This is a genomic window from Asaia sp. BMEF1 (genome assembly GCF_051628905.1).
Classification (GTDB): Bacteria; Pseudomonadota; Alphaproteobacteria; order Acetobacterales; family Acetobacteraceae; genus Asaia.
In genome coordinates, this window is record NZ_CP157575.1 from 1257167 (window position 1) to 1282899 (window position 25733).

General features: G+C 57.9%; 19 protein-coding genes and 1 pseudogene. 6 read left to right on the top strand and 14 right to left on the bottom strand.

The window, feature by feature from the left end:
* The first annotated feature begins 26 nt into the window (after nt 1-26).
* From ABHV46_RS05380 to ABHV46_RS05390, 3 genes are all read left to right on the top strand, one after another.
* Nucleotides 27-1676 (top strand): phospholipase C, encoded by a 1650-nt coding sequence (locus ABHV46_RS05380; protein ID WP_438383392.1) that lies wholly within the window; start codon nt 27-29, stop codon nt 1674-1676.
* Nucleotides 1657-3009 carry a cytochrome-c peroxidase gene (locus ABHV46_RS05385; protein WP_438383395.1) on the top strand — a complete coding sequence of 451 codons (1353 nt, stop codon included), beginning with the start codon at nt 1657-1659 and terminating at the stop codon, nt 3007-3009. The genes ABHV46_RS05380 and ABHV46_RS05385 overlap by 20 nt, the downstream gene beginning before the upstream one ends.
* A gap of 389 nt (nt 3010-3398) precedes the next feature.
* Nucleotides 3399-5555: a hypothetical protein gene (locus ABHV46_RS05390; protein ID WP_438383398.1), complete on the top strand. Its 2157-nt coding sequence runs from the start codon at nt 3399-3401 to the stop codon at nt 5553-5555.
* Between the two features lie 113 nt (nt 5556-5668).
* Here the strand turns inward: ABHV46_RS05390 and ABHV46_RS05395 are convergent.
* From ABHV46_RS05395 to ABHV46_RS05430, 8 genes and pseudogenes are all read right to left on the bottom strand, one after another.
* Nucleotides 5669-5878 (bottom strand): annotated as a pseudogene (locus tag ABHV46_RS05395) (IS5/IS1182 family transposase); the annotation flags it as partial.
* A 689-nt stretch (nt 5879-6567) separates the two neighbouring features.
* A complete protein-coding gene (locus ABHV46_RS05400) occupies nt 6568-7269 on the bottom strand; it encodes a response regulator (protein WP_438383400.1) in 702 nt (233 codons plus the stop codon).
* Entirely contained in the window at nt 7269-9941 is a 2673-nt protein-coding gene (locus tag ABHV46_RS05405) for a DUF4118 domain-containing protein (protein WP_438383402.1), read from the bottom strand. Before ABHV46_RS05405 ends, ABHV46_RS05400 begins: the two co-directional genes overlap by 1 nt.
* Nucleotides 9938-10558, bottom strand: coding sequence for a potassium-transporting ATPase subunit KdpC (kdpC, locus tag ABHV46_RS05410; protein WP_438383404.1), 621 nt, complete (start codon nt 10556-10558; stop codon nt 9938-9940). The genes ABHV46_RS05405 and kdpC overlap by 4 nt, the downstream gene beginning before the upstream one ends.
* A 10-nt stretch (nt 10559-10568) precedes the next feature.
* Nucleotides 10569-12584, bottom strand: coding sequence for a potassium-transporting ATPase subunit KdpB (gene kdpB, locus ABHV46_RS05415; RefSeq protein WP_438384273.1), 2016 nt, complete (start codon nt 12582-12584; stop codon nt 10569-10571).
* Between the two features lie 104 nt (nt 12585-12688).
* The gene (kdpA, locus tag ABHV46_RS05420; RefSeq protein ID WP_438383406.1) at nt 12689-14395 is read right to left on the bottom strand and encodes a potassium-transporting ATPase subunit KdpA; all 1707 of its coding nucleotides are present in this window, start codon (nt 14393-14395) and stop codon (nt 12689-12691) included.
* 2 nt (nt 14396-14397) lie between these two features.
* Nucleotides 14398-14487, bottom strand: a complete 90-nt coding sequence (kdpF, locus tag ABHV46_RS05425) for a K(+)-transporting ATPase subunit F (protein WP_148301563.1) — start codon at nt 14485-14487, stop codon at nt 14398-14400.
* 234 nt (nt 14488-14721) lie between these two features.
* Entirely contained in the window at nt 14722-15753 is a 1032-nt protein-coding gene (locus ABHV46_RS05430) for an SPFH domain-containing protein (RefSeq protein WP_438383409.1), read from the bottom strand.
* 111 nt (nt 15754-15864) lie between these two features.
* Between ABHV46_RS05430 and ABHV46_RS05435 the strand changes: the two genes are divergently transcribed.
* The 3 genes from ABHV46_RS05435 (at nt 15865) to ABHV46_RS05445 (ending at nt 18895) form a co-directional block, all read left to right on the top strand.
* Entirely contained in the window at nt 15865-16935 is a 1071-nt protein-coding gene (locus ABHV46_RS05435; RefSeq protein ID WP_438383412.1) for a cobalt-precorrin-5B (C(1))-methyltransferase, read from the top strand.
* 84 nt (nt 16936-17019) lie between these two features.
* A complete protein-coding gene (locus ABHV46_RS05440; protein ID WP_438383414.1) occupies nt 17020-17178 on the top strand; it encodes a hypothetical protein in 159 nt (52 codons plus the stop codon).
* 190 nt (nt 17179-17368) lie between these two features.
* Nucleotides 17369-18895, top strand: a complete 1527-nt coding sequence (locus ABHV46_RS05445) for a methyl-accepting chemotaxis protein (protein WP_438383417.1) — start codon at nt 17369-17371, stop codon at nt 18893-18895.
* 177 nt (nt 18896-19072) lie between these two features.
* Here the strand turns inward: ABHV46_RS05445 and ABHV46_RS05450 are convergent, their stop codons facing one another.
* From ABHV46_RS05450 to ABHV46_RS05475, 6 genes are all read right to left on the bottom strand, one after another.
* A complete protein-coding gene (locus ABHV46_RS05450) occupies nt 19073-20095 on the bottom strand; it encodes an L-idonate 5-dehydrogenase (protein WP_438383418.1) in 1023 nt (340 codons plus the stop codon).
* A 73-nt stretch (nt 20096-20168) separates the two neighbouring features.
* Complete coding sequence (locus tag ABHV46_RS05455; protein WP_336944678.1) at nt 20169-21446, bottom strand: MFS transporter; 1278 nt, start codon at nt 21444-21446, stop codon at nt 20169-20171.
* A 175-nt stretch (nt 21447-21621) separates the two neighbouring features.
* Complete coding sequence (locus tag ABHV46_RS05460; RefSeq protein ID WP_336944677.1) at nt 21622-21765, bottom strand: hypothetical protein; 144 nt, start codon at nt 21763-21765, stop codon at nt 21622-21624.
* Between the two features lie 93 nt (nt 21766-21858).
* Nucleotides 21859-23019 carry an anhydro-N-acetylmuramic acid kinase gene (locus ABHV46_RS05465; RefSeq protein ID WP_438383421.1) on the bottom strand — a complete coding sequence of 387 codons (1161 nt, stop codon included), beginning with the start codon at nt 23017-23019 and terminating at the stop codon, nt 21859-21861.
* A 7-nt stretch (nt 23020-23026) separates the two neighbouring features.
* Nucleotides 23027-23923, bottom strand: a complete 897-nt coding sequence (locus ABHV46_RS05470) for an N-acetylmuramic acid 6-phosphate etherase (RefSeq protein ID WP_438383423.1) — start codon at nt 23921-23923, stop codon at nt 23027-23029.
* Nucleotides 23913-25439, bottom strand: coding sequence for a sodium:solute symporter (locus ABHV46_RS05475; RefSeq protein WP_438383426.1), 1527 nt, complete (start codon nt 25437-25439; stop codon nt 23913-23915). Before ABHV46_RS05475 ends, ABHV46_RS05470 begins: the two co-directional genes overlap by 11 nt.
* Between the last annotated feature and the right edge of the window lie 294 nt (nt 25440-25733).

Consider the following 25733-nt stretch of genomic DNA (forward strand, 5'->3'; position numbering starts at 1 on the left):
CTGAACAGGTGTTGTCGTATTTTCCCATGAGTTTTCCGATCCGTTCTTTCGCCTCCGCCCTTCTCGCCCTCACCTGCCTGAGTGCCCCCGTAACGGCTCGGGCCGAGACACAGACGAAAACGCCGATCAAGCATGTGGTGGTGATCTTTGACGAGAACGTCTCGTTCGATCACTACTTTGCCACCTATCCGCAGGCCGCCAATCCTGAAGGCGAGCCGGTGTTTCTGCCCAGACTTGGAACGCCGCCAGCCAATACGCTGCTGCGATCGAACCTTTTGGTCACCAACCCCAATACCAATCCCGCCAATGGTGCCGATGCGGCGCTTCCTTTCCGCCTCGACCGGACACAGGCCAGCACGGCAGACCAGAATCACGGCTACACAGCCGAGCAGATGGCCTATCACAACGGCAAGGCCGATCTCTTTCCATTGCATACAGGCCGGGGCTCGCCCGGTGGCGTCGGAGCTTTTGCCACGCGCGGGCAGGTCATGGGATATTTCGACGGCAACACCGTGACCGCGCTCTGGCGCTACGCGCAGCGTTTTGCCATGAGCGACAACGCCTATACCGACACCTATGGCCCCTCGACGCCCGGCGCGCTCGAAATCGTTTCGGGTCAGACCAACGGGCTGCATATTACGGCCTCTTCGCAGAAGCCCTCGACGCGTGATGCGGTCTCGCCTTTCATCAATGACGGGCAAGGCGGCATGACCATGATCAACGATATCGACCCGACGGGCGATGTCTGTTCGGTGCCGGGTGAGCAGGTCTGGATGGAAGGCCGCAATATCGGCGATCTGCTGACTGCGAAAAACGTGAGCTGGGGCGGGTTCATGGCGGGGTTCGATCTCTCGCAGCATAACCGCAATGGCACGAGCGGCTGCCAGCGCGCCACCTATTCGAGCGTCGTGGCGCAGACGGTGGTTGACTACATCCCGCATCATAACTGGTTTCAGTATTACCCCAGCACGTCCAACCCGAAGCATCTGCGTCCCTCGGGCGTAGCGGCCATTGGTCAGACCATGGGTGTGGATGGCAAGACAAAAGACCCTGCCAACCATGAATATGATCTGGATGATTTCATCGCCGCCACCAATGCGGGCCATATGCCTGCGGTGTCGTTCCTGAAGCTCCCGGCGTTTCAGGATGCGCATGCCGGCTACTCCGACCCGCTGGACGAACAGGAAGGCATGGTGCGTCTGGTCAATTTCATCCAGTCGCGACCGGAATGGAAGGATACGGCCATCATCATTGCCTATGATGATTCCGATGGCTGGTATGACCACGCCTTTACGCCTGTGCAGCACAGCTCGCATGACATGCAGGCCGACCAGCTCAACACGCCCGGCCAGTGTGGCAAAGGAGCCCCGTCGGCTGGGGTGAAGGGCGCCCCGGTAAACGGACGCTGCGGCCCCGGTACGCGCACACCGCTTCTGGTTCTCTCGCCCTGGGCGCGCCGGAATGCGATCGATCATACCCTGCTGACGCAAAGCTCGGTTCTGCGCTTTATCGAGAACAACTTCCTTGAAGGCGCACGTCTTGGCGGCGGGTCTTTCGATCAGGATGCGCAGGATATGGACGGGCTGTTCGACTTCAAGAGCCAGCCCGACGCCACACCGCTCTATCTCGCGCCGAAAGACGGATCGGTGCTGCGTGATGCGCCAAAGGTTTTCTGATTTCGTCGGAAGAGGAGAACGCTCGGGACGTGCTTTCGGGCAGAGCGCCAGCTTCCGCAGCTTTCTGACAAAGGCGTCTCTGCTTGCCACGCTGATGGCGAACGCTCCAGCCGCACTGGCTAAGGATTGTTCCCCTTCCAGCGATGGCAGCAACCCCTGCCCTGTCACGCTGGTGCGCCCCCCCGTTGCGCCGCTTTCTGCCATGGCGAAACTGGGCAAGGCGCTGTTTTTTGATAAAGGGCTCTCCGGGTCTGGGCAGCTTTCCTGCGCCTCGTGCCATGTGCCAAGCGCACATTACGCGCCAGACAACGCGCTGGCTTTCGCCAAGGGCGGTGTGGCGATGGACAAGTTCGGCGTGCGTGCCGTGCCTTCGCTCACCTATCGCGAGCGCCAGCCGCCTTTCAGCGTTGGCCCTGATAATGCCACCAGCGAGACGGCGCCGCCTCCCCCACCACCGCCCAGTGTTAAAGGCGTCAAATCGGCCAGTAATACCGGCGCCTCGGCGCAGGCCATGGTGCCGCAGGGCGGCTTGTTCTGGGACGGTCGGGCCGACACGCTCCAAAGCCAGGCCGCCGGACCGCTATTCGATGCACGCGAGATGGCGGCGACCCACGCCGGTGTCGCGGCCCGCCTGCGGAATGCGCCCTATAGCGCCGATCTGTTTCGCCTGATCGGCGCCCATGCTTCTGACGATATGCTGATTGCCGAGGCGCTTTTCGCGCTGGCGCGCTACCAGATCGAGGCGCCGTCATTTCACCCCTATTCGAGCCGCTATGATGCCTGGCTGGAGGGAAAAACCCACCTGACACGAGACGAAGCCGAAGGGCTGAGACTTTTCAACGACCTGGCGAAAGGCAATTGCGCCGCCTGCCATCTGAGCACGGTAGATGAGGAAGGTCGACCGCCGCTCTTCACCGACCATCAATACGAAGCCCTCGCCGCCCCACGTAACCCCCTCGCCCCCAAAGGCACCTACGATCTCGGCCTCTGCGCGGCGGGTCGCGCGGATATTGGCCACAACGACGCCTATTGCGGCCTCTTCCGCACCCCATCGCTGCGCAACAGCGCCACACGCAAGGTGTTCTTCCATAACGGCGTCTTCACCTCGCTGCGTCAGGTGATGGATTTCTATGTGCTGCGGGATATCGAGCCGGAACGGTTCTATCCGCGACGACTGGGTGGGTCAGTAAGGCTGCATAATGACCTGCCGGACCAATATGAAGCGAACATAGACAACGCCGATGCCCCGTTCGAAAAACGCATGAGCCCAGCGCTCACGCCTGTCGAGCGCAACCGAGTCATCAATTTTCTCCATGCCTTGACCGATCAATAAGGTATCGTAGACGAAATCGATTAACTCAGATGTTGTCTGAGTACGCAGTCTCTTACTGTGTCCGCTCTCGCCTACATGCCGGACGCCGGAAATTAGCTCGTCGTCTACCATAGCAGACGTGGCTCATGGCGTATCCGGACCGGTCTCCGTCAATCCCGGGGCCAGTTCACACCTCACAAATCGATGATGCTTATCCTTCCTCAGCATCACACCAAACATACGAAACTCAGGATAGGCCCTTCTTACTAAGCCTAGAGCAAAATCGTTTTGAAAAAACCAATGTGTCCTGCACGTAAGCGAGAAAAGTGAAGGAGTATACATAATGTCCTACTTATGATAGATCCAATAAATACGATTACGAAATATATCAACAAAAACTGGAGAAAAAAATGATTGACAATAAAAAATATAATATCCCAACTATTACTTATTGTATTAAGTGCGATTTTTCACGCAACGAAAAATCTTTTATTTATGAAATCCCAAAGTTTATTATCGATAACTATGAAAATCTAAAAAAAATATCCACACTCCAAAGAGACATTGGAGAAATTTATTGTCGCAAAGAAAGAATGATAGAACTTAGATTGCGCGGGGAATTTCCTGGGTACCATATTGTATTTTTCGATGATTATGAAAAAGTAAAGGATATTCAATCTATCATTAAAGTCGTCTTTTCAAAAAATTCGACAGACATTAACTTAATAGATAAAAATACGATTTTTGTATGTGACGATATCACTGTTGATTTTAGTCGCGGATTTATAAATAAAGAAATTATGAATCAGAAAACCATGAAAGAAATATTAACTCATAAAATAAAATCGTTATCACCTTCCTATATTGATGTGGCTTCATATGTAGAAAACTGCGTCGGACTGGAGATTATTTATACAGATATTAAATCTAGTCTAATTTACAAGAGTAATTTTTACACGTATCCTATTGAAAATATTATGACCTCCATGAGGGTCTCGTTTGAGACCGAAGAAACCCCAGATAATTTTAATGAAGAAGATATTGAGAAGTATATTAACTCCATAAACGAGATAAGGAGTAAAGTTGTTAAAAATGCAGACTGTGGTGACGTGTGCGTGCCAATTGAGTATTATTTTGTTGATATGTCTGGCAATTTCAAATTTATCTTAGAAAAAAGACTTTACTCAAAGCACAGTTTAAATAAAAATGGAGATATCGACCCAGAAAATAGATTTTTACAGATAAAAAATTTCAATAATGGTATAATATCGCCCAACTTAGAAAATAATATTTTACTGCGTGAGTTAGAGTCTGAGAGAGGTATTTTAGACTCCCTAATTTCGATTTGTGCAGCAAACACAATAGCTCCCGTAATAAAAATTCCTGCTTCAAATAAAGACTTTTTTCCTACTATCAGGATGTTAGCAGAGCAAGATCGAGAGGATTATAATAAAATACAGAAGATAATGTTGTCCCTTAAAGAAATTTTTTCAGAAAAATTTGGTAATATTTTGGATTATATTTCAAAATCAAGAAATTCTCGACTGCAGTTTATCTCAAATATCCCGTATGAATGGGCATCCCAAGACGGCCTTCCTCTTATGGTAAGGCATGATGTTAGTAGGATACCTATTTTTCCCACAGATATTTCATGTAAACTACTCTCTAATAATAATCCTATTTTATTGAAAACGAAAGACTTAAAAAATATTTTGATAATACGATCATTTGCAGATGATGACTCAATAAAAAACCACCTGTCTGACAAAATCCAAAAATGTATTAATGTGGGAAAACTTTACGACAAAAAAGATACTGAAAATTTATTCGGTATTATTGGTGAAGATACGGAGGAAAAAATCATCAGCGAACGCTTAGATGTTAATGTGAAAATTATAGACGTAGACGGCAAAGATAACTTTATTAAAGCAATAAACGAAAATAATTTCTTTATTACAGTATTTGATATGCATGGCGGGCATGATGAGAATAAAGGTGGCTTTTTGTTGCTTAAGAATGGACCTGTTTACATTAATGATATAGTAAATGACATTAAGGTATCGCCCATTATTATCTTGAGCGCATGTGACACCAGTCCGGTTGACAAAGGAAGCGATAGCGTTTCTGACGGTTTTTTTAGATCCGGAGCAATAACGCTTATCTCCAGCGCGCTACCTATTCAGAGTGGATTATCCTCAACTTTTGTTGTGAGATTGTTGGAAAGAATTAGGACATTGCTTCCAATTGAAGTAGAAACGCGGAGGATTAGGTGGTCGACGTTTGTGTCTGGAATGATTAGAAGGACTTACTATTTAGAGTTGGCGAACCGTTTGCAGACCGAACTAAAATTCTCCAATGACGTAAAGCATAAAATCCTGCTTGAGACTGGTACGCTAATTGACCCTATAGCAGATAATTGGCACAAATCCTGTTTTGACGTCATATTGAAACATACCGGTAAAGATTATGATTGGTTGGAAAAATTTATAGAAAGAGAATTCCAATTCTTTGAGTGTTTAAAATACTTCCAGCTCGGAAGACCTGATCTAATAATATTGCAAAAATAACATTTTTATTTTCAGTTGACTAAAGATGGAAGACACTGTTCTACGGCTGCAAGGTTGAGAAAGGCGAGGAACGATTTTCTCGTCTTATCATAGCGTGTGGCGGTACGTCGAAACTACTGCAGTTTGTTGAACATCCGCTCGATACGGTTGCGATCCTGATAACTACGGAAGTCGCAGGGAATATCCTCTGTGCGATTTGAATGCGATGGGATTATGGGAAGAATGCCTCGGATAAGGAGGCTCTCCTGTATCCTATCACTATCATATCCCTTGTCGGCCAGAAATCTGCGCGGTCTCGCGACCGACAGGTCCATAAGGGCATCAGCGCCGGAATAATCAGAAACTTCACCCCCGTCAGGTTGGAGCCCAGAGGGCGTTCCTGACCGTCAGCACGGGCGTGGATCTTGCTTGTACAGCCTCGCGGCTTCGACCAAAATCTTCCTTTTGCGTCAGCCGCCTGTCTGTGAGCCCGAACGACCGTAGTGTCGATCATATGCTGTCAGTCATCGACTAGACCAAGTTTGACCAGCGTTTCCAGCAGAGGGTCCCAGATACCCAGCTCTGCCCATCGACGGAACCGCACATAGACCGAATTCCATTTTCAACCGCGCTCATGCATGTCCTTCAACCGACAATCAACTCGTAGGGCAAAAAGCATCCCGTTGAGAAACAGACGATATACTGCGCAGGTCGCAACCAACGGCCACGTTCAGGCTACAGTAGGCCGCCAATGATTCCCCATTCCTCGCCCGTCAGATCGCCACCCCATCCATAGGTCTCCGTAAGGACCAGCGTTGAATCACGTCCAAGCCAGTCGGCAAAGACCTTTTATCAACAGCACATAGGCACCGGCCTCCTTCACGTATCTAATTATTGAGATGCCGGCGAGAGTGAAGGCATTCTGGGACAACTTCAGGCAAATTCTTTAGCCGCTCTAGAGTTCGAAGTGACGTTCGCTTCCAAATGTTAACGTTGAGAATACGGACTAACTGGTGTCCCCAACATAGCAGACTCATTCGATTCTCGATACTGCGCAATCGACTAGCCGATACCCCACCCCCGTCTCCGTCAGGATATGACTAGGCCTTTCAGGGTCCGGCTCAATCTTCTGCCTGATCTGACGGATATAGACCCGTAATTGCTGCACATCGCCAGTCGGGCCCCAGAGTTGTTTCATGATGGTCTGATGGGTCAGTACGCGGCCTGCGTAGCGCACCAGCATGCGCAGGATATCCCATTCTCGGGGGGAGAGGCGGAGTTCTTCGCCACTCCGAAAAATCTGGCGTCGGACGAGGTCTATGGTCAGATCGCCCGAGGTGAAGAGCGGCACCGTGCCTTCCTGTTGCAGGCCGTGGCGCAGGGCGTTGCGCAGGCGGGCGATGAGTTCGGCCATGCTGAAGGGTTTGGTTACGTAGTCATCCGCCCCAGCTTCGAGGGCGGCAACCTTGCCGCGCTCGTCGTCGCGCACTGACAGAATGACCACAGGCAGATTGGGCCGCTCCCGGCGTAGCTGGCGCAACACCTCTACCCCGTCCATATCCGGTAGGCCCAGATCGAGCAGAACGAGATCGGGCGGGGTTTCGCTGGCGCGTTGCAGGGCCTGCTCGCCAGACCCGGCTTCGAGAATACGCCATGACTGGCTCGCGAGGGTGGTGCGCAGCAAGCGCCTGATGGCGGGTTCGTCATCGACAACCAGAAGGGTCGGGTCGCTCATCAGGGTGCCTTTTCTGCCAGAGGAAAGCGCAGGGTGAACATGGCCCCCTGCCGGTCGGGTCGGTTTGCCGCCGTTATCTCTCCCCCCATCGCTTCAACGAAACCGCGTGCAATGGCAAGCCCCAGCCCGGTGCCCGCCCGCGCCGTGTCAGCAGCGGCGAAGCGGGTGAATTTGGCGAAAAGCACCGCCGGGTCGCGCGCGCCAAAGCCCGGCCCCTCATCCAGAATGGTGATAACAAGATGCGCCGCTTCTACCGACAGCCTGACCGTAATGGGCGTGCTGGGCGCCGTATATTTGGTGGCATTATCGAGAATATTGAACAGCGCCTGCTCAAGCAGCACGTCATCGAGCGGTACGATCGGCAGATCGGGCGCGACCTCAAGGGCGACAGGATGCGCGTCCAGCAAGTTCGCGGCGCGTGAGAGCGCGGAAGCGGCCACCTCGGCGCACTCGACCGGCTCATGACGCAGCGGCAGGGCGCCAGCCTCCAGCCGCGTCATGTCGAGCAGATTGCCGACAAAGCGGTTCAGGCGCTCGGCCTCGTCGGTCAGTGTTGTGAGCAGCTCGTGACGCCCCTCCTCCCCCAGAGCCTCGCCGTAGTCGCGCAGACTGGAAGCCGCGCCCAATATCGAGGCGAGCGGCGTGCGAAGGTCATGAGAGATGGAGGTCAGAAGCGCCCCGCGCAGGCGGTCGGTTTCGGCGTCGAGGCGCACGCGGTCTAGATCGCGGGCCAGAAGAATGCTTTCAATCGCGGTCGCCGTCAGTTCGCCCAGCGCGTCAAGCAAGCCCTGCTGCTCGGCATCCAGCAAGGCGCCGCCGCGGTCGCGGTCGATCCCGAGCAGGGCCACTGGCCCGCGCCCCGTGCGCAGCGGCATGAAGAGCCAGCGCACGCCAGGCAGATTATCGGAGCCACGCCCGGCCACGCGGTTGTTTTTCCAGGCCCAGCTTGCTGCGGCAAATCCGTCTTCGCCAATCGGATGGCCGGAATCATAGGAGGTCTGCACACGCAGCACCCCGTTTTCCGGCATCAGCAGCACGACGCGACAATTGAGCAGGGTCGCCATCTGGTGGCTGACCGACCAGAGCAGATCATCCAGCTTGATCATGCCGGTAATGGTGCGGCTGAAATGATAGAGCGATTGTGTGACTTCGGCCCGATGCCGCGCCACCACGGCCTGACTGCGCACACGCGCGCCCAGATTGCTCGCAATCAGGGCCGTGGCGAAAAAGAAGAACAGCGCCACCACATTATCGGGCGCTGCGATGGTCAGAGTGTAAAGCGGTGGCAGAAAAAAGAAATTGAAGCAGAGCATCCCGAGCAGCGAGGCCCAAAGAGACGGCCAGAGCCCATAGGCTACCGCCACGCCCAGAATGGCGGTCAGGAAGGCGAGCGAGACATTGCTTACTTCAAACCCCTGACGCAGCAGCAGCGCCAGACCCAGCGCCGCCAGCACGATGGCCGTACTGCCCAGATAAGGGCTCAGGCTTGGTTTAATCTTCTCACGCAGACGCCCAGTTACCGCCTCGCCAGAACGCGGCACGACATGCACCGGAAAACCGTCTGAGCGCTGGATAAGCCGCTCGGTCGTGCTGCGCCCCAGAATCTGCCTCAACCGCCCGACCCAGCCCGAACCGGCAGGATGGGCGGCGACGATCTGCGTGACGTTCTGGGCACGGGCGTAGGAAAGCGCATCGAGCACCACATCATGACCCGGAATGGTCACGGTCTCGGCCCCGAGTGATTGCGCCAGATGCATCTGCGACGCCATACGGGCGCGCGCATCATCGGTCAGATCGCGGCTGGTCTCGACATGCAGCACGATCCATGGCGCATGCAGCCTGTCAGCCAGGCGCTTGCCATAACGCAGCAGGCTGGCATCGCCGTCCTGCAGGGTGAGGCACACCATCACGCGCTCGCCTGCTGCCCAGGGGCCAGCAATGGCATTGGCTTTCATATGATCGACAAGCTGCGCATCGACTTGCTGCGCCGTCTGGCGCAGGGCCAGTTCGCGCAGGGCCGTCAGATTGCCCGGCGAGAAATAATGCAGCATGGCGCGACCCGCCGTGTGCGGGCCGTAGATCTTGCCATCGCGCATACGCTGCAATAGATCGTTCGGGGTAAGGTCGATCAGTTCCACCTCATCGGCCTGCTCCACTACCCGGTCAGGCACCGTTTCGCGCACGCGCACGCGGGTGATGGAGGCGATGACGTCGTTCAGGCTTTCAAGATGCTGAATATTGACCGTGGTATAGACGTCTATGCCCGCAGCGAGCAGGTCTTCGACATCCATCCAGCGCTTGGGATGGCGCGAGCCTGGCGCATTGCTATGGGCGAGTTCATCGACCAGAGCGAGCGCAGGACGACTTTCGAGCAGGGCATCGAGATCCATCTCCTGCAGCATTTGCCCGCGATAGGCGACAGGGCGCGTCGCCTGCGCGGCTAGCCCTTCGACGAGAGCAGCGGTCTCGCTCCTACCATGGGTCTCGACCACGCCGATCAGTACCGCCACCCCTTCACGCTGCTGCTGATGGGCCGCGGTGAGCATCTCGAATGTCTTGCCGACACCGGGCGCCGCACCGAGGAAGATCTTCAGCCTTCCCCGGCGCGATGAGCCGCCATTCTGGCGAAGCAGCGCGTCAGGGTCCGGGCGGTCGTAATCGCGTGGGGTCATTGGCCCAGTCTATCGAGCGCCTGATTGAGCGCCAGCACATTGACATGCGGCTCCCCCAGAAAGCCGAGGATCGGCGCTTCTGTCCGGCTCTGCACGAGATGACGCACCCGATCCGGCGACACGCCGCGCGCCTTCGCTACGCGGGCAACTTGAAAGAGCGCGGCATCGGGGGAAATATCGGGGTCGAGCCCGCTGGCAGAGCTGGTCACGAGTTCGACCGGAATACGCCATCCCTGCGCCATCGCATCGGGGTTTTCTGCACGAAGCTGAGCTGCGCGCGCCGTCACCTGATCGAGCAGCACCTTCGAGGTCGGTCCGGCATTCGAGGCGAGAGAGGCCGCTGCGTTGTAGGGCATGGCAATCGACTTCGAGGCATCCTTGGGGTCAGGCCCGATTGTGGCAGACGGGCGCCCGTGAAAATAGCGGGGCGCGGTAAAATCCTGCCCGATCAGGCTCGAGCCGATCACCCAGCCTTTGGCGTGGATGAGGCTTCCCGTCGCCTTTTCCGGCAGGAGCAGATTTGCAAGCGCCGTCATGCCCAGAGGATAGGCCAGACCGGTCAGGGCAGAGAGCAGGAGGAACAGGACGAGCGCCGGGCGCAGTTGAGAGAGGACCATGAGTATTTCCTCAGACCAGACCGATATGGGTGACGACAAGGTCGATCAGCTTGATGCCGACAAACGGCACGATCAGACCACCCACGCCATAGATGAGCAGATTGCGGCGCAGCAAAGCGGCAGCACCGACCGGGCGATAGCGCACGCCACGCAGGGCGAGCGGAATAAGCGCAATGATGATCAGCGCGTTGAAAATGATGGCAGACAGAACCGCACTCTCCGGCGTGGCCAGATGCATGATGTTCAGCCCGGATAACGCCGGATAGAACCCAACGAACATCGCCGGAATGATGGCGAAATACTTGGCCACGTCATTGGCAATCGAAAAGGTGGTGAGCGCGCCGCGTGTCATGAGCAATTGCTTGCCGATACCCACGATCTCGATCAGCTTTGTCGGGTCGCTATCGAGATCGACCATGTTCCCGGCCTCTCTCGCAGCCACTGTGCCGGTATTCATGGCAACACCCACATCGGCCTGGGCGAGTGCGGGGGCATCATTCGTACCGTCGCCGCACATGGCGACCAGCTTGCCTGATTCCTGTTCGCTGCGGATCAGCGCCAGCTTGGCTTCGGGTGTCGCCTGAGCCAGAAAATCATCCACACCACTTTCGGCGGCAATAGCCGCAGCGGTCAGCGGGTTGTCACCCGTGATCATGACGGTGCGAATACCCATGCGGCGCAATTCGGCAAAGCGCTCGCGTATGCCGCCTTTCACCACATCTTTCAGATGCACCACGCCAAGAAGACGCCCGTCATCCAGCACAGCAAGCGGTGTGCCGCCCTGTCGGGCAATGCCATTGGCAATGCTGCGTATCTGCCCAACAGAGGCGGCGTTCTCACCGACAGCCGCAATCACGCTCTCGACCGCGCCCTTGCGTATCTGACGCACCCCGATATCGACGCCGCTCATGCGTGTCTGGGCCGTGAAGGGCACGAAATGCGCACCAGTGGCATTGAGCTCTCGCCCGCGCAGCCCGAAACGCGTCTTGGCCAGCACGACGATGGAGCGGCCTTCAGGTGTCTCATCCGCCAGAGAGGCAAGCTGGGCGGCATCGCCAAGCTGTTGCTCTGTCACACCCGGTGCGGGAATGAAGGCGCAGGCCTGACGGTCGCCGATCGTGATAGTGCCCGTCTTGTCGAGCAGGAGCGTATCGACATCGCCAGCCGCCTCGACCGCGCGTCCCGACATGGCAAGCACATTGAAGCGTATGAGGCGATCCATGCCCGCAATACCGATGGCTGAGAGCAGGGCGCCAATCGTCGTTGGGATGAGCGTGACAAAAAGCGCTACGAGCACCAGCACCGAAATGCTGCCACCTGCGTAATGGGCGAAGGAAGGAATGGTCGCCACCGCGATAATGAAAATCAGCGTCATGCCGGCAAGCAGAATGGTCAACGCGATTTCATTGGGAGTTTTCTGACGCTGTGCACCCTCGACGAGGGAAATCATGCGATCGAGAAAGGTCGAACCCTGCGCCGCTGTGATCCGCACGATCACCCAGTCTGACAGCACACGCGTGCCGCCCGTCACGGCCGAGCGGTCGCCGCCGCTCTCGCGTATGACCGGGGCGGATTCACCGGTAATGGCGGACTCATCGACAGAAGCGATGCCCTCGATCACCTCGCCGTCGCTCGGGATGAAATCGCCCGGCTCCACCAGAACCACATCACCCACCCCAAGCTCTGGCGCCGCGACTTCCTCATAAAGCCCGGCGGGAGAGTACAGGCCGCTATCTGTCGGGAGCAGGCGCTTGCCGCGCGTCTCGGTGCGGGTGCGACGCAGGGAGTCAGCCTGTGCCTTGCCACGCCCTTCGGCAATGGCTTCGGCAAAATTGGCGAAAAGCAGGGTGAACCACAGCCAGAGCGTGATCTGAAGCGCAAAACCCGCATGTGGCGCCCCTTTGATGACGTCACGAAGCAGAAGAACGGTCGTCAGCACCGTTACCACCTCGACCACGAACATGACCGGGTTGCGTATCATCACGCGCGGGTCGAGCTTGCGCAGGCTCTCTGCCATTGCGGGCATGACCAGCGCGCTGCTCAGCACACCCGCACGGGCGCGCGGCTCTTTGCGCACCCCGTCAGACCGGGGCGCGGGAGAAGGAAAGGAAATCATGAGACAGGCGCCTCTTAATAAATGGTGCCGTGGAGCATCGCGAGATGCTCGACAATCGGACCGAGAGCGAGAGCGGGAAGAAAGGTCAGACCACCGACAATCACGATCACACCGGCCACAAGCGCGATGAACAGCCCGTTATCGGTCGGGAAAGTGCCGGGCGTGGGGGCTGCGACCTTCTTGGCAGCCATCGATCCCGCAATGGCAAGTGCCGGAATGATCACGAAGAACCGGCCGATCATCATGCCTATTCCCAGAGTGACGTTCCAGAAGCTGTTGGCGGTGAGCCCTGCAAAGGCGCTGCCGTTATTGGCGGCGGCAGAGGTATAGGCATAGAGCGCCTCGGTGAACCCGTGCGGGCCGCTGGCGGACAGGGCCGACAGCCCTGCGGGAATAACGACGGCAAGCGCCGTAAAGCCGAGCATGACCAGCGGCAGGCATAGCACGGCCAGCATGGTCATCTTGATTTCGCGTGCCTCGATTTTCTTGCCCAGATATTCCGGCGTGCGCCCGACCATCAGACCGGCCATGAAGACGGCAATCAGGGCGAAGAGCAGGAAGCCATAAAGCCCGGAGCCTACCCCGCCGAAAATCACCTCACCGAGCATCATGTTGATGAGGGGCACCATGCCACCGAGCGGCAGAAAGCTCTCATGCATGGCATTGACCGCGCCGCATGAGGCATCGGTGGTGACGGTGGCAAAAAGCGCCGATGCGACGACGCCGAAGCGCGTCTCCTTGCCCTCCATATTGCCGAGTGTCCCATCGAGGCCGAGCGAGGCGAAGAGCGGGTTGGCATGGGCTTCGGACCAGTAAAGCACGCCCACTCCGATCAGGAACAGCGCCGCCATGGCCGAGAAAATGGCCCAGCCCTGTTTCTCCTGCCCTATCATGCGGCCGAACATGTTTGTCAGTCCCGCACCGAGGGCAAAAATACAGAGCATCTGCACGAAATTGGTCAGGGCATTGGGGTTTTCGAATGGATGGGCCGAGTTGGTGTTGAAAAACCCGCCGCCATTCGTACCCAGCATCTTGATCGCCTCCTGAGAGGCAACAGGTCCAAGCGCGATGGTCTGCTGATGCCCTTCAAGCGTGAAGGCGGTCACACTGCCCCATAATGTTTGCGGCACCCCCTCAAGCACGAAAAACAGGGTCAGCAACACACAGGCGGGCAGCAGCACATAGAGCGTGACGCGCACCAGATCGACCCAGAAATTGCCAATGGTCGTGGCACTACGTCGCACGAAGCCACGCATGATGGCCGCGGCGATGGCGATGCCCGCGGCGGCGGAAACGAAATTCTGCACCGTCAAAGCCAGCATCTGGCTGAGCGGGCTGAGTGTGGTCTCGCCACCATAGCTCTGCCAGTTGGTATTGGTCAGAAAGCTGATGGCCGTATTATACGCCAGGTCAGGCGCTACCGCCCCGAATCCCGCCGGATTGAGCGGCAGTAGACCCTGAAGGCGTAATAGCGCGTAGACGGCGATAAAGCAGAAAATCTTGAACAGGATGACGGCCAGCGCATAATGCGACCAGGATTGCTCACGCGCCGGGTCGACACCTGCGAGACGATAGATTCCGCGCTCAAGCGGGCCGAAAAGCCGCCCCGGCAAGTGCCTCTCGCCTTCGAGCACACGTTTGAGAAAGCCTCCGAGCGGTCGCGTGAGTGCGACGACACAGAGAAAGAACACCGCAATGGTGATCCATCCAGAAAGGGACACGGTCAGAACCTTTCAGGACGGAGGAGGACGGCAGTGACATAGGCCAGAAGGCCAAGCGTCACGATGCCGCCCAGAACGAGATCGGGCGTCATGTCAGATCCTTTTGCAGACCGAGATGAAGCCCAGGCAGAGCATAAAGCCCAAAAGCCCGAGCGCACCGTAAAGAGCATCAAGCATGAAAAAAGGCTCCCAGAAGAGAGCCTGATTATCGATCCGTGCCCCATAGGAATGACAGAAGACGCAGCCGGCAACCTTATAGGAAAGTCATAGGAATTTGCCGCCCCGTCAAACTGCTCTAGCGGCACGAGGGGGCAATCAGGTGCTAATCACCCGGCGGTCGGGATGAACTGCCCTGAAGCGGCAGCGGCAATCTGACCGCTATTCATGTCGATCGGCACGAAGATCACAGTCGCCTTGCCCGAGCGACTGGCGGTCACAACCATATCGGCCTGATTCACATTCTGCATCAGCGTCAGAATGGCTTCTTCGCTGACATCGGGAATACTCTTTCGGAACAGCTCCGCCGCCTCGGCAAAACCGGCGGCGATAGCCTTGCGCTCATTGGCGATGCCCTCACCCTGCAACTTCTTGCTTTCCGCCTCGGCTCTGGCAATGCCGACACGTCTTACCATCTCGGCCTCGGCCTCCGCCTGAGCCGCATCCTTGCGGGCGATCGCGGCCAGCTTGTTGTTTATGGCCTCCTGAATCTCACGCGGCGGCATGGGCTGCTCAATGGTCACGCCATGGATATCGAGCCCTGACTCGAGCGCATCGGCCACCTGATCGTCGATCACCCGCCGGGCAATTTCGTTTCTCTGAGAATACAGCTCGGCCAGCGACATGGTCGAAGCGATCTGCCTGATTTCGTTTTCGACACGGAAAACCAGCCGCTTGACGGGCTGCGAGACCTTATAGGCGTAGTTGAACACAGCCTCGCTGTCATCGCGCACACTGTATAACAGCACCCAGCGGATTTCGATAAAGACGTCATCGCGCGTCTTGACCTCCGATGAGGTTTCGACCTGCATCTGCTGCAGAGACACTTTGTAGGGCACGCGATTCAGGATCGGAATGCGAAAATGCAGGCCGCTATCCAGCAGTTTGCGCTGGGGCTTTCCTAGAAACTCTGTGACATAGACCATTCGCCCCGGAACGATCAGCACGCCTCCAAGGAGGAAAAAAGCGGCCAGAAAGATGATGAGGGCGATAATCATGATCGCCAGAACAGGCTCGGGAATTGTCAGGGCCTCCTTATTCTTTTCGATTACGACAGAAAATCTATCAGAGTCCTTCTCATTACTCGCCATAAAAACGGCCAATCTGCCCATATTGTGAGGCGTCTCTTCGAATGGCGACAAGAGACGTTTCCCAACAGGCTCTGGCGGGAACTGGCCTGAAATGCGAAGAAGAATGCATACGCAGAATGACGCGGCCTCTGGCGGCCCGTAAGGAAGGGAGGCAAAGCAGAGATGACTCAAGCCACTTCCCTGCGCCGGGGATGGACGACAGGAAGCTGCGCCACCGCCGCCGCCAAGGCGGCATGGTCGCTGCTTACGACAGGAGACTGCCCCGACCCTATCACTATCAGCTTGCCAGGCGGCAAGGAGGCTGCCTTCGCGCTCGACGGGTCAGGGCGTGACGGTGGCAGCGCCTGGGCAAACGTGATCAAGGATGCCGGAGACGACCCGGATGTCACCCATGGGGCCTTGATCACGGTTCATGTCGAGGCGGCCCCGGCGGGAAGCGGAGTCATTTTCCGCGCGGGAGAAGGCGTTGGCACCATTACCCAGCCAGGCCTGCCACTCCCTCCCGGCGAACCCGCAATCAACCCTGTGCCACGCGCCATGATCCGGGCAGCGCTGGAGCAGATTACCCCCGGCCCCGTGGATGCGTGCGTCACGATCTCCATCGCAAATGGCGAGAAACTGGCCGAGCGCACACTCAATGCACGGCTGGGTATTCTGGGTGGATTATCGGTTCTTGGCACGACCGGCGTCGTCATTCCGTATTCATGCTCAGCCTGGATCCACTCAATCCATCGCGGTGTGGATGTCGCACGCGCCCTCGCCCTGCCTCACATCGCAGGCAGCACGGGAGCAACATCCGAAAACGCCATACGCAAGCTTTACGGTCTCAGCGATAGTGCCCTGATCGAGATGGGTGACTTCGCGGGCGGGTTTCTCAAATATCTACGCCGCCATTCTGTGCCGCGCCTGACGATCGCAGGCGGGCTGGCGAAAATGACCAAACTTGCCCAAGGCCATCTCGATTTGCATTCGAGCCGCTCTCTGGCCGACCCTCAGGCTCTTGAGCGTCTTGCCGCCCCTCTGCGCCTCAGCAAAGCACAGATCGACCGGCTGAAGGATGCCCAGACCATTGCACAGGGTTATGCGGCGTTGGACGATGAGAGGCTCGGAGAGCTGATTGCGCAACGCGCTGCCAGGATAGCCAGAGAGACGCTGGACGATCCGGGATGTCAACTTGATGTGGTCATTTTCGACCGTCAGGGCACAATGATCGGGCGAAGCGCTGTTTCCTGAAGGGAATAGACCCTTTCAGCCCCCCCATTGGCAGCACAGGCAAGATCACCGGGTGTGTCGGCTACGGGAACTTCACCCAAGCCAATGACCTGTCTCTTAATACGCCCGCTCTGGAGGCTTGAAATCACGAACAGCTTCAGCTGGAACGATGCCCCTTATCAAGGCAGGGGCATCAATTACGGCAACAATCTCCTCTTCGGTTCACCCCGCCAGTTTATCGGCACAGTTGACGCCCAGTTCTGAACCGTTATCGGCCGCCATTGAGCATTCTCGTGACGCTTTACTTTATTTCTAGATGGTAGAGAGCGGTGGGATTAGCCCCTCGCTCTCCCGTCCCACTCTTCAGATTTGATCTTTACAGCGTCACGCTACCGGGTTGATACAAGTGTCCAGACAGTTGTTAACGACAATTAACGTAAAGAGCGGAATTTTCATGACCGAAACCACGCCGACTGATTTCAAGCGCAAACGGAATTTCATCGGCATGGAGGAGACCGATCTCCGCGCGCTCAGATCGATAACCGATCTGATCGACCAAGAAATACCGGAGGCACTCGAGGGCCTCTATCGCAAAATCGGCGCGGCGCCGGATACGAAAAAATTCTTTCCTACACCCGCCCACATGGAACACGCCAAACAGGCTCAGGTAACGCATTGGCACCGCATAGCCGAAGCCCGATTCGACCAGCATTATGTCGATAATGTCAGCAGGATCGGCGCTGCCCATGCCCGTATCGGCTTGGAGCCCGGCCTCTATATCGGCGCTTACGGTCTCGTAATGGAGCATCTTTTCAAAGCGATTATTCGCAATACATCGACCGGGAACATATTCTCGCGTCTTTCGCCCCGCAGCAAGGATACGCTAACGGAAAGACTTGTCGCTCTCAGCAAGGCGATCCTTCTTGAAATCGACCTGACAATCTCAACCTATCTCCGCGATGTGGACAAAGCGCGCCTCGAAATGCAGGCCGAGCAGACACGCCGCGCCGAAGAGGACAAGGCCGCGGTACAGATCCTGGGTGAGGCGTTGAGCGCCCTGGCCAACGGAGACCTCACACGCAGGATCAGCGATAAAGATTTTCCCGAGAGGCTTGCAGCCCTCAAGCTGCATTTCAATCAGACAGCCGCAACCCTCTCCGAGACGATCAACAACATTTCGTCCGAGACCACCAATATCCTGACAAACGCGCATGACATCAGACATGGCGCGGAGCAGCTCTCGAACCGCACAGAACAACAGGCCGCCGCCGGTGAAGAGATGTCCGCTACCCTCGGGCAGATTGCCGAGCGCATAGGCCAGACTGCGCAGCAGACCCTCAAGACCGACAAATTGGTCTCGGTTGCCTGGCAGGAAGCCAAGCATGCCGAACAGGTGAAAAATGACACGATATCTGCCATGGCAGCCGTGGAGGACTCTTCCCAGAAAATCGGCGGAATTATCTCGATTATCAACGAGATCGCGTTCCAAACCAATTTACTGGCGCTTAATGCCAGTGTCGAAGCCGCTCGGGCGGGGGATGTCGGCAAAGGCTTCGCGGTCGTCGCCTACGAGGTGAGGAACCTTTCCCAACGCTCACGGGAGGCCGCAGAGGCGATAGGTGCCCTTATCGCCCAATCGGATCAACAGGTTCGATCCGGTGCCGCCAAGGTGCGGGAAACAGGCAATGCCTTACAGAAAGTCATGGAGCAGGTCGAAGCGATCAGCAATGCCGTCTCGACAATTGCCGCAGCAACACAGGAACAGTCGCAGAGCATCAGCGAGTTGAATAGTGCCATGTCGGGGCTGGAACAAACGACGATGCAAAACGCTGGCGCCGCAGAAGAGAGTGCCGAAGCGGTAGGAAATCTGGTCGCGACCGCCGACACTTTGGCCCGCGCCGTATCCCGTTTCAACACAGTAACCTTCACTGGCGAGCGCGTTCCTTCAGCCGGAAACGCAGAGTTGACGACCTCTTTCTAAATCCCCTGACTGAGCGCCTCGAACGCTAGCCAATAATTCCCTTATCTCCTCGAGGGCTTGGTCGCACCCTAGAGTTTCGCGATAGGCTTCCAGTCTCAGATCGGACGAACGTTCAGTAAAACGGTATAGCGTCTCTCTTGCGAAAGGCAGAACATCTCGCTCAGGGCAAAGGCGGTCTCAGAACTCAAGTAGCACTTTCATGGCCTCACGCCTGTTCGAAGCAAGATCGAAAGCCTTGCCTGCGTCACGCAGGGCAAAACGCTGCGTGACCAGAGCAGACAGATCGGCCTTGCCTGAATCGATCAGATCGACCGCGAGGGCGAACTCTTCGCGGAAGCGGAAAGACCCTACCCAGCTCAGTTCACCCGTCACGATACGGCTCTGCGGCAGGGTGACATCGTCACCCAGACCAAGTTGTACGATAATGCCGCAGGGCGCCATCAGGTCGAGCGCACCGCGCAGGGCCTGCTCATTGCCGGAGCATTCGATAAGCACATCGACTGAGCGCCCCAAAGCCGACAGCGCCTCGGGCGTTTCGCGCGAGTTGATCGTACGATCGGCTCCGGCCTTGCGGGCGATGGCCAGCGGCCCGGAGAGAATATCGGTGACGATCACGTCTCTGGCGCCGTTCAGCCGTGCCGCGACCGCCACCAATGTGCCGATAGGCCCTGCGCCGGTCACCAGCAAACGCTTACCCATCAGCGACCCTGCCCTACAGACCGCATGAAGTGCCACGGCAAAAGGTTCTGAAAGTGCCAGTTCTGCCGGGCTCTTATGCGTGGCTTTCACGCATTGACGCGCATGGCAGACAAGATCCTGCCTGAAGGCACCGTCAATATGGGGGTCGCGCATGGCGCTGCCATAAAAACGCATATCGGTGCAGTGATTGGCGCGCCCTGCGAGGCACTGGGCGCAATGCATACAGGCCAGACCCGGATTGACCGCCACGACATCCCCCACGGCAAGATCGACCACATCGGGGGCCACCTCGGCAACATGTCCCGCGATTTCATGGCCCAGGATCATCGGATGTTTGATGCGCACAGCGCCGAAACCGCCATGGTGGTAGTAATGCAGATCAGAGCCGCAGATACCACCTGCCTCGACACGCACACGCACCTCGCCCGGACCCAGCGCCGGAACCTCTCGCTGTTCCACCCGGAGATCGTGGGGAGCGTGGATGACGAGCGCCTGTGTCATGGACATAATCCTGTCTTGTGGTGATAAGAACGTAAAAGCCCCGTAGAAACGCGCGCGTTTCGCCCAGCGGGTCTCACTTTGGCGTGTCTTGCGGAAAGGGAATGCGCTCGACAGGCCCCATGATGACGAGATAGGCGAAGGCACCGACGAGGCAGAGCGCCCCTGCAACGGCAAGGGGCAGGACGAACGAACCGCCGGTGAGCATCAGCAGAAGCCCGGTGAAGGTCGAAATGCCGATACCCGCAAGATTCGCCGCACCGTTCTGCAAGGCGCCGATCAGAGCGACATTGGCCGCACTCGGGGCTACCTCGCCAGGCAAGGTCCATATATTCGCAGCGGTGAAGGCCAGCGCAGCATAGGAAATACCCATCAGCACAAGTGCTGTGACCGAACTGTCGACGACAGGGGCGAAAGCGATCACACAGGAGACAAGCATGCCACCCACAAGGCAGGTCTTGCGCGCCCTTGTGGCGCTCCAGCCATGCCGCAGTAGCCCGTCGGAAACGGCCCCGCCGATCCAGCCGAAAGGAATGGCAAACAGCGCCGGGAACAGCCCGTAATATTTGACGTCCTGAAGCGAAAAATGCCGCGCATTGATCAGAAAGGTCGGAAACCAAGTGATGAAAAAATAGATCGCAAAATTGAGGCAGAAAAACCCGATCATCATGCCCCAGATGGTGCGCTGTTTCAGCAGATAGCCGAGCGAGACTGGATTGGCCTCGGTCAGAGCCTGCCCATTGCCCTGGCTGTCGCGCAGGAGCGCGCGTTGCGCCTCGGTGACACGCCTGTGGTCTTTGGGGTCGCGATAAAAACAGAGCCAGACAACCACCCAGACAAAGCCCAGGGCGCCCGTCCAGATGAAGGAGCGGCGCCAGCCCACACTCGCGACGAGCCACGCCACGAGCGGCAACGCAAGCGCCGAGCCCACACGCGAGCCGCTATCGAAAATACTGCTCGCGAAGCCTCTCTCGGTGCGGGGAAACCAGTTGAACGCCACTTTCGCAAAGCCCGGCAAAGCCCCCGCCTCGCCGATACCCAGCAACAGGCGGGCCCCTATCAGGCTCGGTAACCCCGTGACGAAGGCTGTCGCCGCCGTGAAAAACGACCACCACAGCACCGACCCCGCCAGACAGCGACGAACCCCGAAGCGGTCGATCAACCAGCCTACCGGGATCTGCATCAGCGCATAGGTCCAGAAAAAGGCGCTCAGAGCGAGGCCGATCTGAAACGGCGACAGATGCAGATCCGCCTCAATGCGTGGCACCGCGATAGCCAGATTGGAGCGATCGAGAAAATTGATGATATTGGCGACGAAACACAGAGCGATCATCTGCCAGCGCAGGGGACTCATCGACAATGTCCTCCCGATAGACTGGAGAGCCTTGCCTCAGACACGCGCGCTCACACTGCGCGCTGCGCCTGACAGGAAAAACCACCCTGCGTCACCGAAGTGTTTATCTGTCGTCAACCCTACGCAAACATGACCCATCTGTCATCTTCAGATCAGTCACGGCTACGTTATGTGTTCAGTTACAGGTGTGCAGAACATCCTTAGGACTATTGACCGAATAGGAACTCGCTGTCGGATCATTGGCACAGGCCGCATGGTCGATCCCATTACAGGCGGTCAGGGTGAGCGCACCCACCAGAATTGCCAGAATTTTGCCCATTGGTCGGTCCATCCTTTGTTTCACTGTATCAACGCATCAGCGTGCCGAAACTGTCAATCGAGCATGCCCAGATGCCACATCAATCAATGAGGATCATGCCTCACCTCCATTGCTGGGGCGTGGCACAGCCTGCCAGAACCCGGTGGGAGGGCGGATTGCAGCGCAGCTCAGACGACCGCCGGTGGAGAGGCCCGGCGCACCCGTGATACCCGGCGCCGAGAGGGGCAGACCGCGCAGGCTGCGCATGGCGAGATAGGCAAAGCACTCGGCTTCGACCATATCGCCATCCCACCCCAGTGCCTCGACAGGCTCGACGCTGCCTGGCAGCGTTGCGCCGAGAGCCTGCATCAGCGCCGGATTATGGCGCCCTCCGCCGCAGACAAACCACGCGCGCGGCGCCTCTGGCAGGGTCGTTGCGGCAATGGCCTGCACCGTAAAGGCGACGAGTGTTGCAGCGCCGTCTGCCGGCGAAAGCGGTGTCAGCAGATCTAGGGCCACGATGAAAGCCTGACGATCGAGGGATTTGGGCGGCAGGCGGCGAAAGAACGGCGCGGAAAGCAGCTCCGAGACAACCGCCAGATCCGGCTTTCCCGCAAACGCGAGAGCCCCATCGCGGTCGCAAGCGATCCCTGTGTGGCGCAAGGCCCAGTCATCGAGCAAGGCGTTTCCCGGCCCGGTATCACAGGCGAGAACAGCACCGTCGCGACCGACGAAAGTGACATTCGCCACACCGCCAATATTGAGAATGGCAACCGGTCCTTCCTGCCCTGCCAGACAGGCTGCGTGATACCATGGCGCGAGCGGCGCCCCCTCTCCCCCTGCCCGCACATCGTCACTGCGAAAATCATGCATGACCGGCAGCCCCGTCGCACCCGAAAGACGCAGCGCGTCGCCTATCTGCCAAGTACGCCCCGATTGGGGAGCGTGAAACAGCGTTTGGCCGTGAAAACCGATCAGATCGGCCTCGCCCTCGATCTCAAGAACCCGACGCACGGCCTCGACATGAATATCCGTCAATGCGCGCTCTGCCGAGAGCAGCTCGGGCTCGTCACCACGCAGTTCTGCGGCACGGTCGAACAGGGCGTAGAGCGCCTGACGCAGCGCTGGATCGTACCCAAGACTGAGCGATGCCCCACGGCGCCCCACGCGGGTACCGTCAGTTTCGATCAGCGCCGCATCGACCCCATCGAGCGAGGTGCCGCTCATGAGCCCGATGACACGCAGAAATCCCGGTTCGGCAGGGCGCGATGTCATGCGGGGCTCACGATTTGAGAATGGCGTGGAGGTTGTTACCGTGTGCCGCCAGCGCGGCCTCGGCTTCATCCAGCGTCATACCGTGACGCAACAGAACGGCGCGTTTGACATTGCCCTTGCTGAGCCTGAGCACTTCGTCGATCTCGGCATCGCTGCCCCCTGCGAGGCTGCGCACCATCGTGACAGCGCGGCGGCCGAGCTTGGCATTGGTGACACGCATATCGACCATCAGCCCGCGATAAACATGGCCAAGACGGATCATGAGCGTTGTCGAGAGCAGGTTCAGCGCCGCTTTCTGCGCCGTACCCGCCTTGAGACGGGTCGATCCGGCGATGGCTTCCGACCCGGTCGGCAGCAGAATGCCCAGCTCGGCCTCGCGCAGTAGCCGCGTATCGGCCACACAGCTTATGCCCACAGTCAGAGCGCCCGCTTCGCGAGCGGCCTTCAACGCGGCGCAGCTATAGGGCGTATTGCCGCTGGCTGCGATGCCGAACACAACGTCATTGGGCCCGACTTGATGGGCCGCCATTTCGCTTCTGGCAGCGTCTTCATCGTCTTCTGCGCCTTCCACTGCTTGCGATTGCGCGCCGCTGCCGCCTGCCAGCATCAGCACCAGACGCTCGGATGGCCAGCCATAGGTGGGGGTCAGCTCCACCCCGTCCTGCATCCCGACGCGCCCCGCCGTGCCTGCGCCAACATAGAACAGCCGCCCGCCCTCACGAAGACGCGGCAGGGCGGCTTCCACAACCGCCTCAAGCGCAGGCACGGCAGCGCGAACCAGCGCTGTTGCGGCCATTTGAGCCTCGGCAAGCGAGTCGAGAATGGTCGCAGTCGGCCAGAGTTCGATTGTCGCATAGCGCGGGTCATGCGCCTCGGTCTGTGGGGAAGACGACTTATCGGTCATGATGCTCCTTTACGGCCTCTTCCGGCCTGTTTCGTCCCAACCCAAAGGCGCTTGCGAGCCCGGCGGCGCCAAGGTGAAACAGGATGCCCAGCGGGACAAGCCACGGAAAGGCGATCGCGACACCCCTTATCTGGCCAGACACAAGAACCAGTGCCATTGCCCCGAGAGAGGCCACGAACCCGATCTGCACCGCAGACTTGCCAAGGCGGGGCAGAAACAACGCGCAGAGAAATGCCCCCAGAGTCGGCCCGTAAGACCATCCGGCAATGGTCAGGCCGAGAATAACGGCAGATTTGCTCCCCATGGTGAACAGCGCTGCGCCCAGCAGCAGCACGGCGCCCCAGAAAAGCGTCAGGAAACGAGGGGCGGAAAGCCCACCGGGCCTGTAGCCGACGGCGCGCATTCCGGCTTCTACCCAGCGGCGGGGCACAGGGCCGAAATCGGTCAGGCTCGCTCCCGCCATGGCGTTGAGCGTGGAAGAGAGCGACCCCATTGTGGCACTCAACACCCCGGCTATAAGCAGGCCCGATATCCCGGCAGGCAAAGAACTCACAATGAAATGCGGAAACAGCGCATCAGGCGTGTCGAGGCCCAGAGCCGCAAGGCTCTGTCCCCCCTGACTGATCCAGAGCTGCACGCCGAGCAGAGAGAGCATGCCGAACAGCAACGCCACGACGACGGCGCTTCCGATGAGCGCAAGACGCGCTTCGCGCAGAGAACGGGCCGCCAAGAGACGCTGCACCATGAGCTGATCGGTGCCGTGAGACGCCACGGAAAGCACCGCCCCCCCGATCACGGCCGCAGCGAGCGTGAACGGGTCACGCCACCAGTTATGGGCGCTGAGGGGGTGAAAGATCTGAAAAAGCCCGGTCTGCCAGGCCTGATGCCAACCCGCCGCGCTCAGATGCAGCCCGACGAAAACTACACAGAACACGGCACCAAAGCCGTAGAGCCCGAGCTGGATCGCATCCGACCAGACCACGGCGCGCAACCCGCCGAGGATGGTATAAACAAGGGTGAAGAACAGAATGCTGCCCAGAACAGCCCAGCGCCCGACCGGCAACCCGCTATGGGTAAAAAGCCAGACAACGGGCAGCGCCCCCGCCAGCAGGCGAATGCTCTCAGCCAGAAAGCGCGTGACGAGAAAGGCCCCCGAGGCCAGACGCTGCATTGATGGTCCATAGCGATGAGCGAGCAACGTATAGGCGCTGGTTAGCGCACCTTGAGCATAACGCGGCAAAAACCACAGCGCGACCGCACTCCGCCCGACAAAATATCCGGCAGCGATACCGAGAAAGACGAGCCCTTGCGTATAGCCGACACCCGGAATGCTGATGAAGGTCAGCGTAGAGGTTTCGGTCGCAACCAGAGACAGGCAAAGCGCCCACCATGGCAAGTCGTGATGGCCCGACAGGAAATCTTCGGACGATCCCCGTGCCCCGCGGCTCACGCGCCAGATAAGGAACGAGAGCGCAACAAAATAGAGCAGGATAACGGCAAGATCGAGCGGCTTCATGTTACCTTGTCGGACTGGATAGGCAGGACAGCGCCATCATGTCATGTCGCGGCCAGGGCACAAGGCAGCTCGGCGCGATCAAGGCGCAAAACTATCTTTCCCCGTATGGAAGGCGCGCCTGAGCGCCCGCACGAGACTTACTGACAGTTATCAGCCCGGCAGTCTCGTTATTCCGGCCGTAGACTATCTGTTTGCGCGAAAAGCTTCTCATACCCTCCCACGGCTTTTCTCGCTGGAGGGAAAAAGCTATGAGCCCTGCGGAAAATCATGTGCAGACGGCATCTGCAAAGCCCG

What these genes read in the sequence shown, in the direction of transcription:
- ABHV46_RS05380 (WP_438383392.1), top strand. Translation starts at nt 27, where the DNA reads ATGAGTTTTCCGATCCGTTCTTTCGCCTCCGCCCTTCTCGCCCTCACC.
- ABHV46_RS05385 (WP_438383395.1), top strand. Translation starts at nt 1,657, where the DNA reads ATGCGCCAAAGGTTTTCTGATTTCGTCGGAAGAGGAGAACGCTCGGGA.
- ABHV46_RS05390 (WP_438383398.1), top strand. Translation starts at nt 3,399, where the DNA reads ATGATTGACAATAAAAAATATAATATCCCAACTATTACTTATTGTATT.
- ABHV46_RS05400 (WP_438383400.1), bottom strand. Translation starts at nt 7,269, where the DNA reads ATGAGCGACCCGACCCTTCTGGTTGTCGATGACGAACCCGCCATCAGG.
- ABHV46_RS05405 (WP_438383402.1), bottom strand. Translation starts at nt 9,941, where the DNA reads ATGACCCCACGCGATTACGACCGCCCGGACCCTGACGCGCTGCTTCGC.
- kdpC (WP_438383404.1), bottom strand. Translation starts at nt 10,558, where the DNA reads ATGGTCCTCTCTCAACTGCGCCCGGCGCTCGTCCTGTTCCTCCTGCTC.
- kdpB (WP_438384273.1), bottom strand. Translation starts at nt 12,584, where the DNA reads ATGCCCGCAATGGCAGAGAGCCTGCGCAAGCTCGACCCGCGCGTGATG.
- kdpF (WP_148301563.1), bottom strand. Translation starts at nt 14,487, where the DNA reads ATGACGCCCGATCTCGTTCTGGGCGGCATCGTGACGCTTGGCCTTCTG.
- ABHV46_RS05435 (WP_438383412.1), top strand. Translation starts at nt 15,865, where the DNA reads ATGACTCAAGCCACTTCCCTGCGCCGGGGATGGACGACAGGAAGCTGC.
- ABHV46_RS05440 (WP_438383414.1), top strand. Translation starts at nt 17,020, where the DNA reads ATGACCTGTCTCTTAATACGCCCGCTCTGGAGGCTTGAAATCACGAAC.
- ABHV46_RS05445 (WP_438383417.1), top strand. Translation starts at nt 17,369, where the DNA reads ATGACCGAAACCACGCCGACTGATTTCAAGCGCAAACGGAATTTCATC.
- ABHV46_RS05450 (WP_438383418.1), bottom strand. Translation starts at nt 20,095, where the DNA reads ATGACACAGGCGCTCGTCATCCACGCTCCCCACGATCTCCGGGTGGAA.
- ABHV46_RS05455 (WP_336944678.1), bottom strand. Translation starts at nt 21,446, where the DNA reads ATGAGTCCCCTGCGCTGGCAGATGATCGCTCTGTGTTTCGTCGCCAAT.
- ABHV46_RS05460 (WP_336944677.1), bottom strand. Translation starts at nt 21,765, where the DNA reads ATGGGCAAAATTCTGGCAATTCTGGTGGGTGCGCTCACCCTGACCGCC.
- ABHV46_RS05465 (WP_438383421.1), bottom strand. Translation starts at nt 23,019, where the DNA reads ATGACATCGCGCCCTGCCGAACCGGGATTTCTGCGTGTCATCGGGCTC.
- ABHV46_RS05470 (WP_438383423.1), bottom strand. Translation starts at nt 23,923, where the DNA reads ATGACCGATAAGTCGTCTTCCCCACAGACCGAGGCGCATGACCCGCGC.
- ABHV46_RS05475 (WP_438383426.1), bottom strand. Translation starts at nt 25,439, where the DNA reads ATGAAGCCGCTCGATCTTGCCGTTATCCTGCTCTATTTTGTTGCGCTC.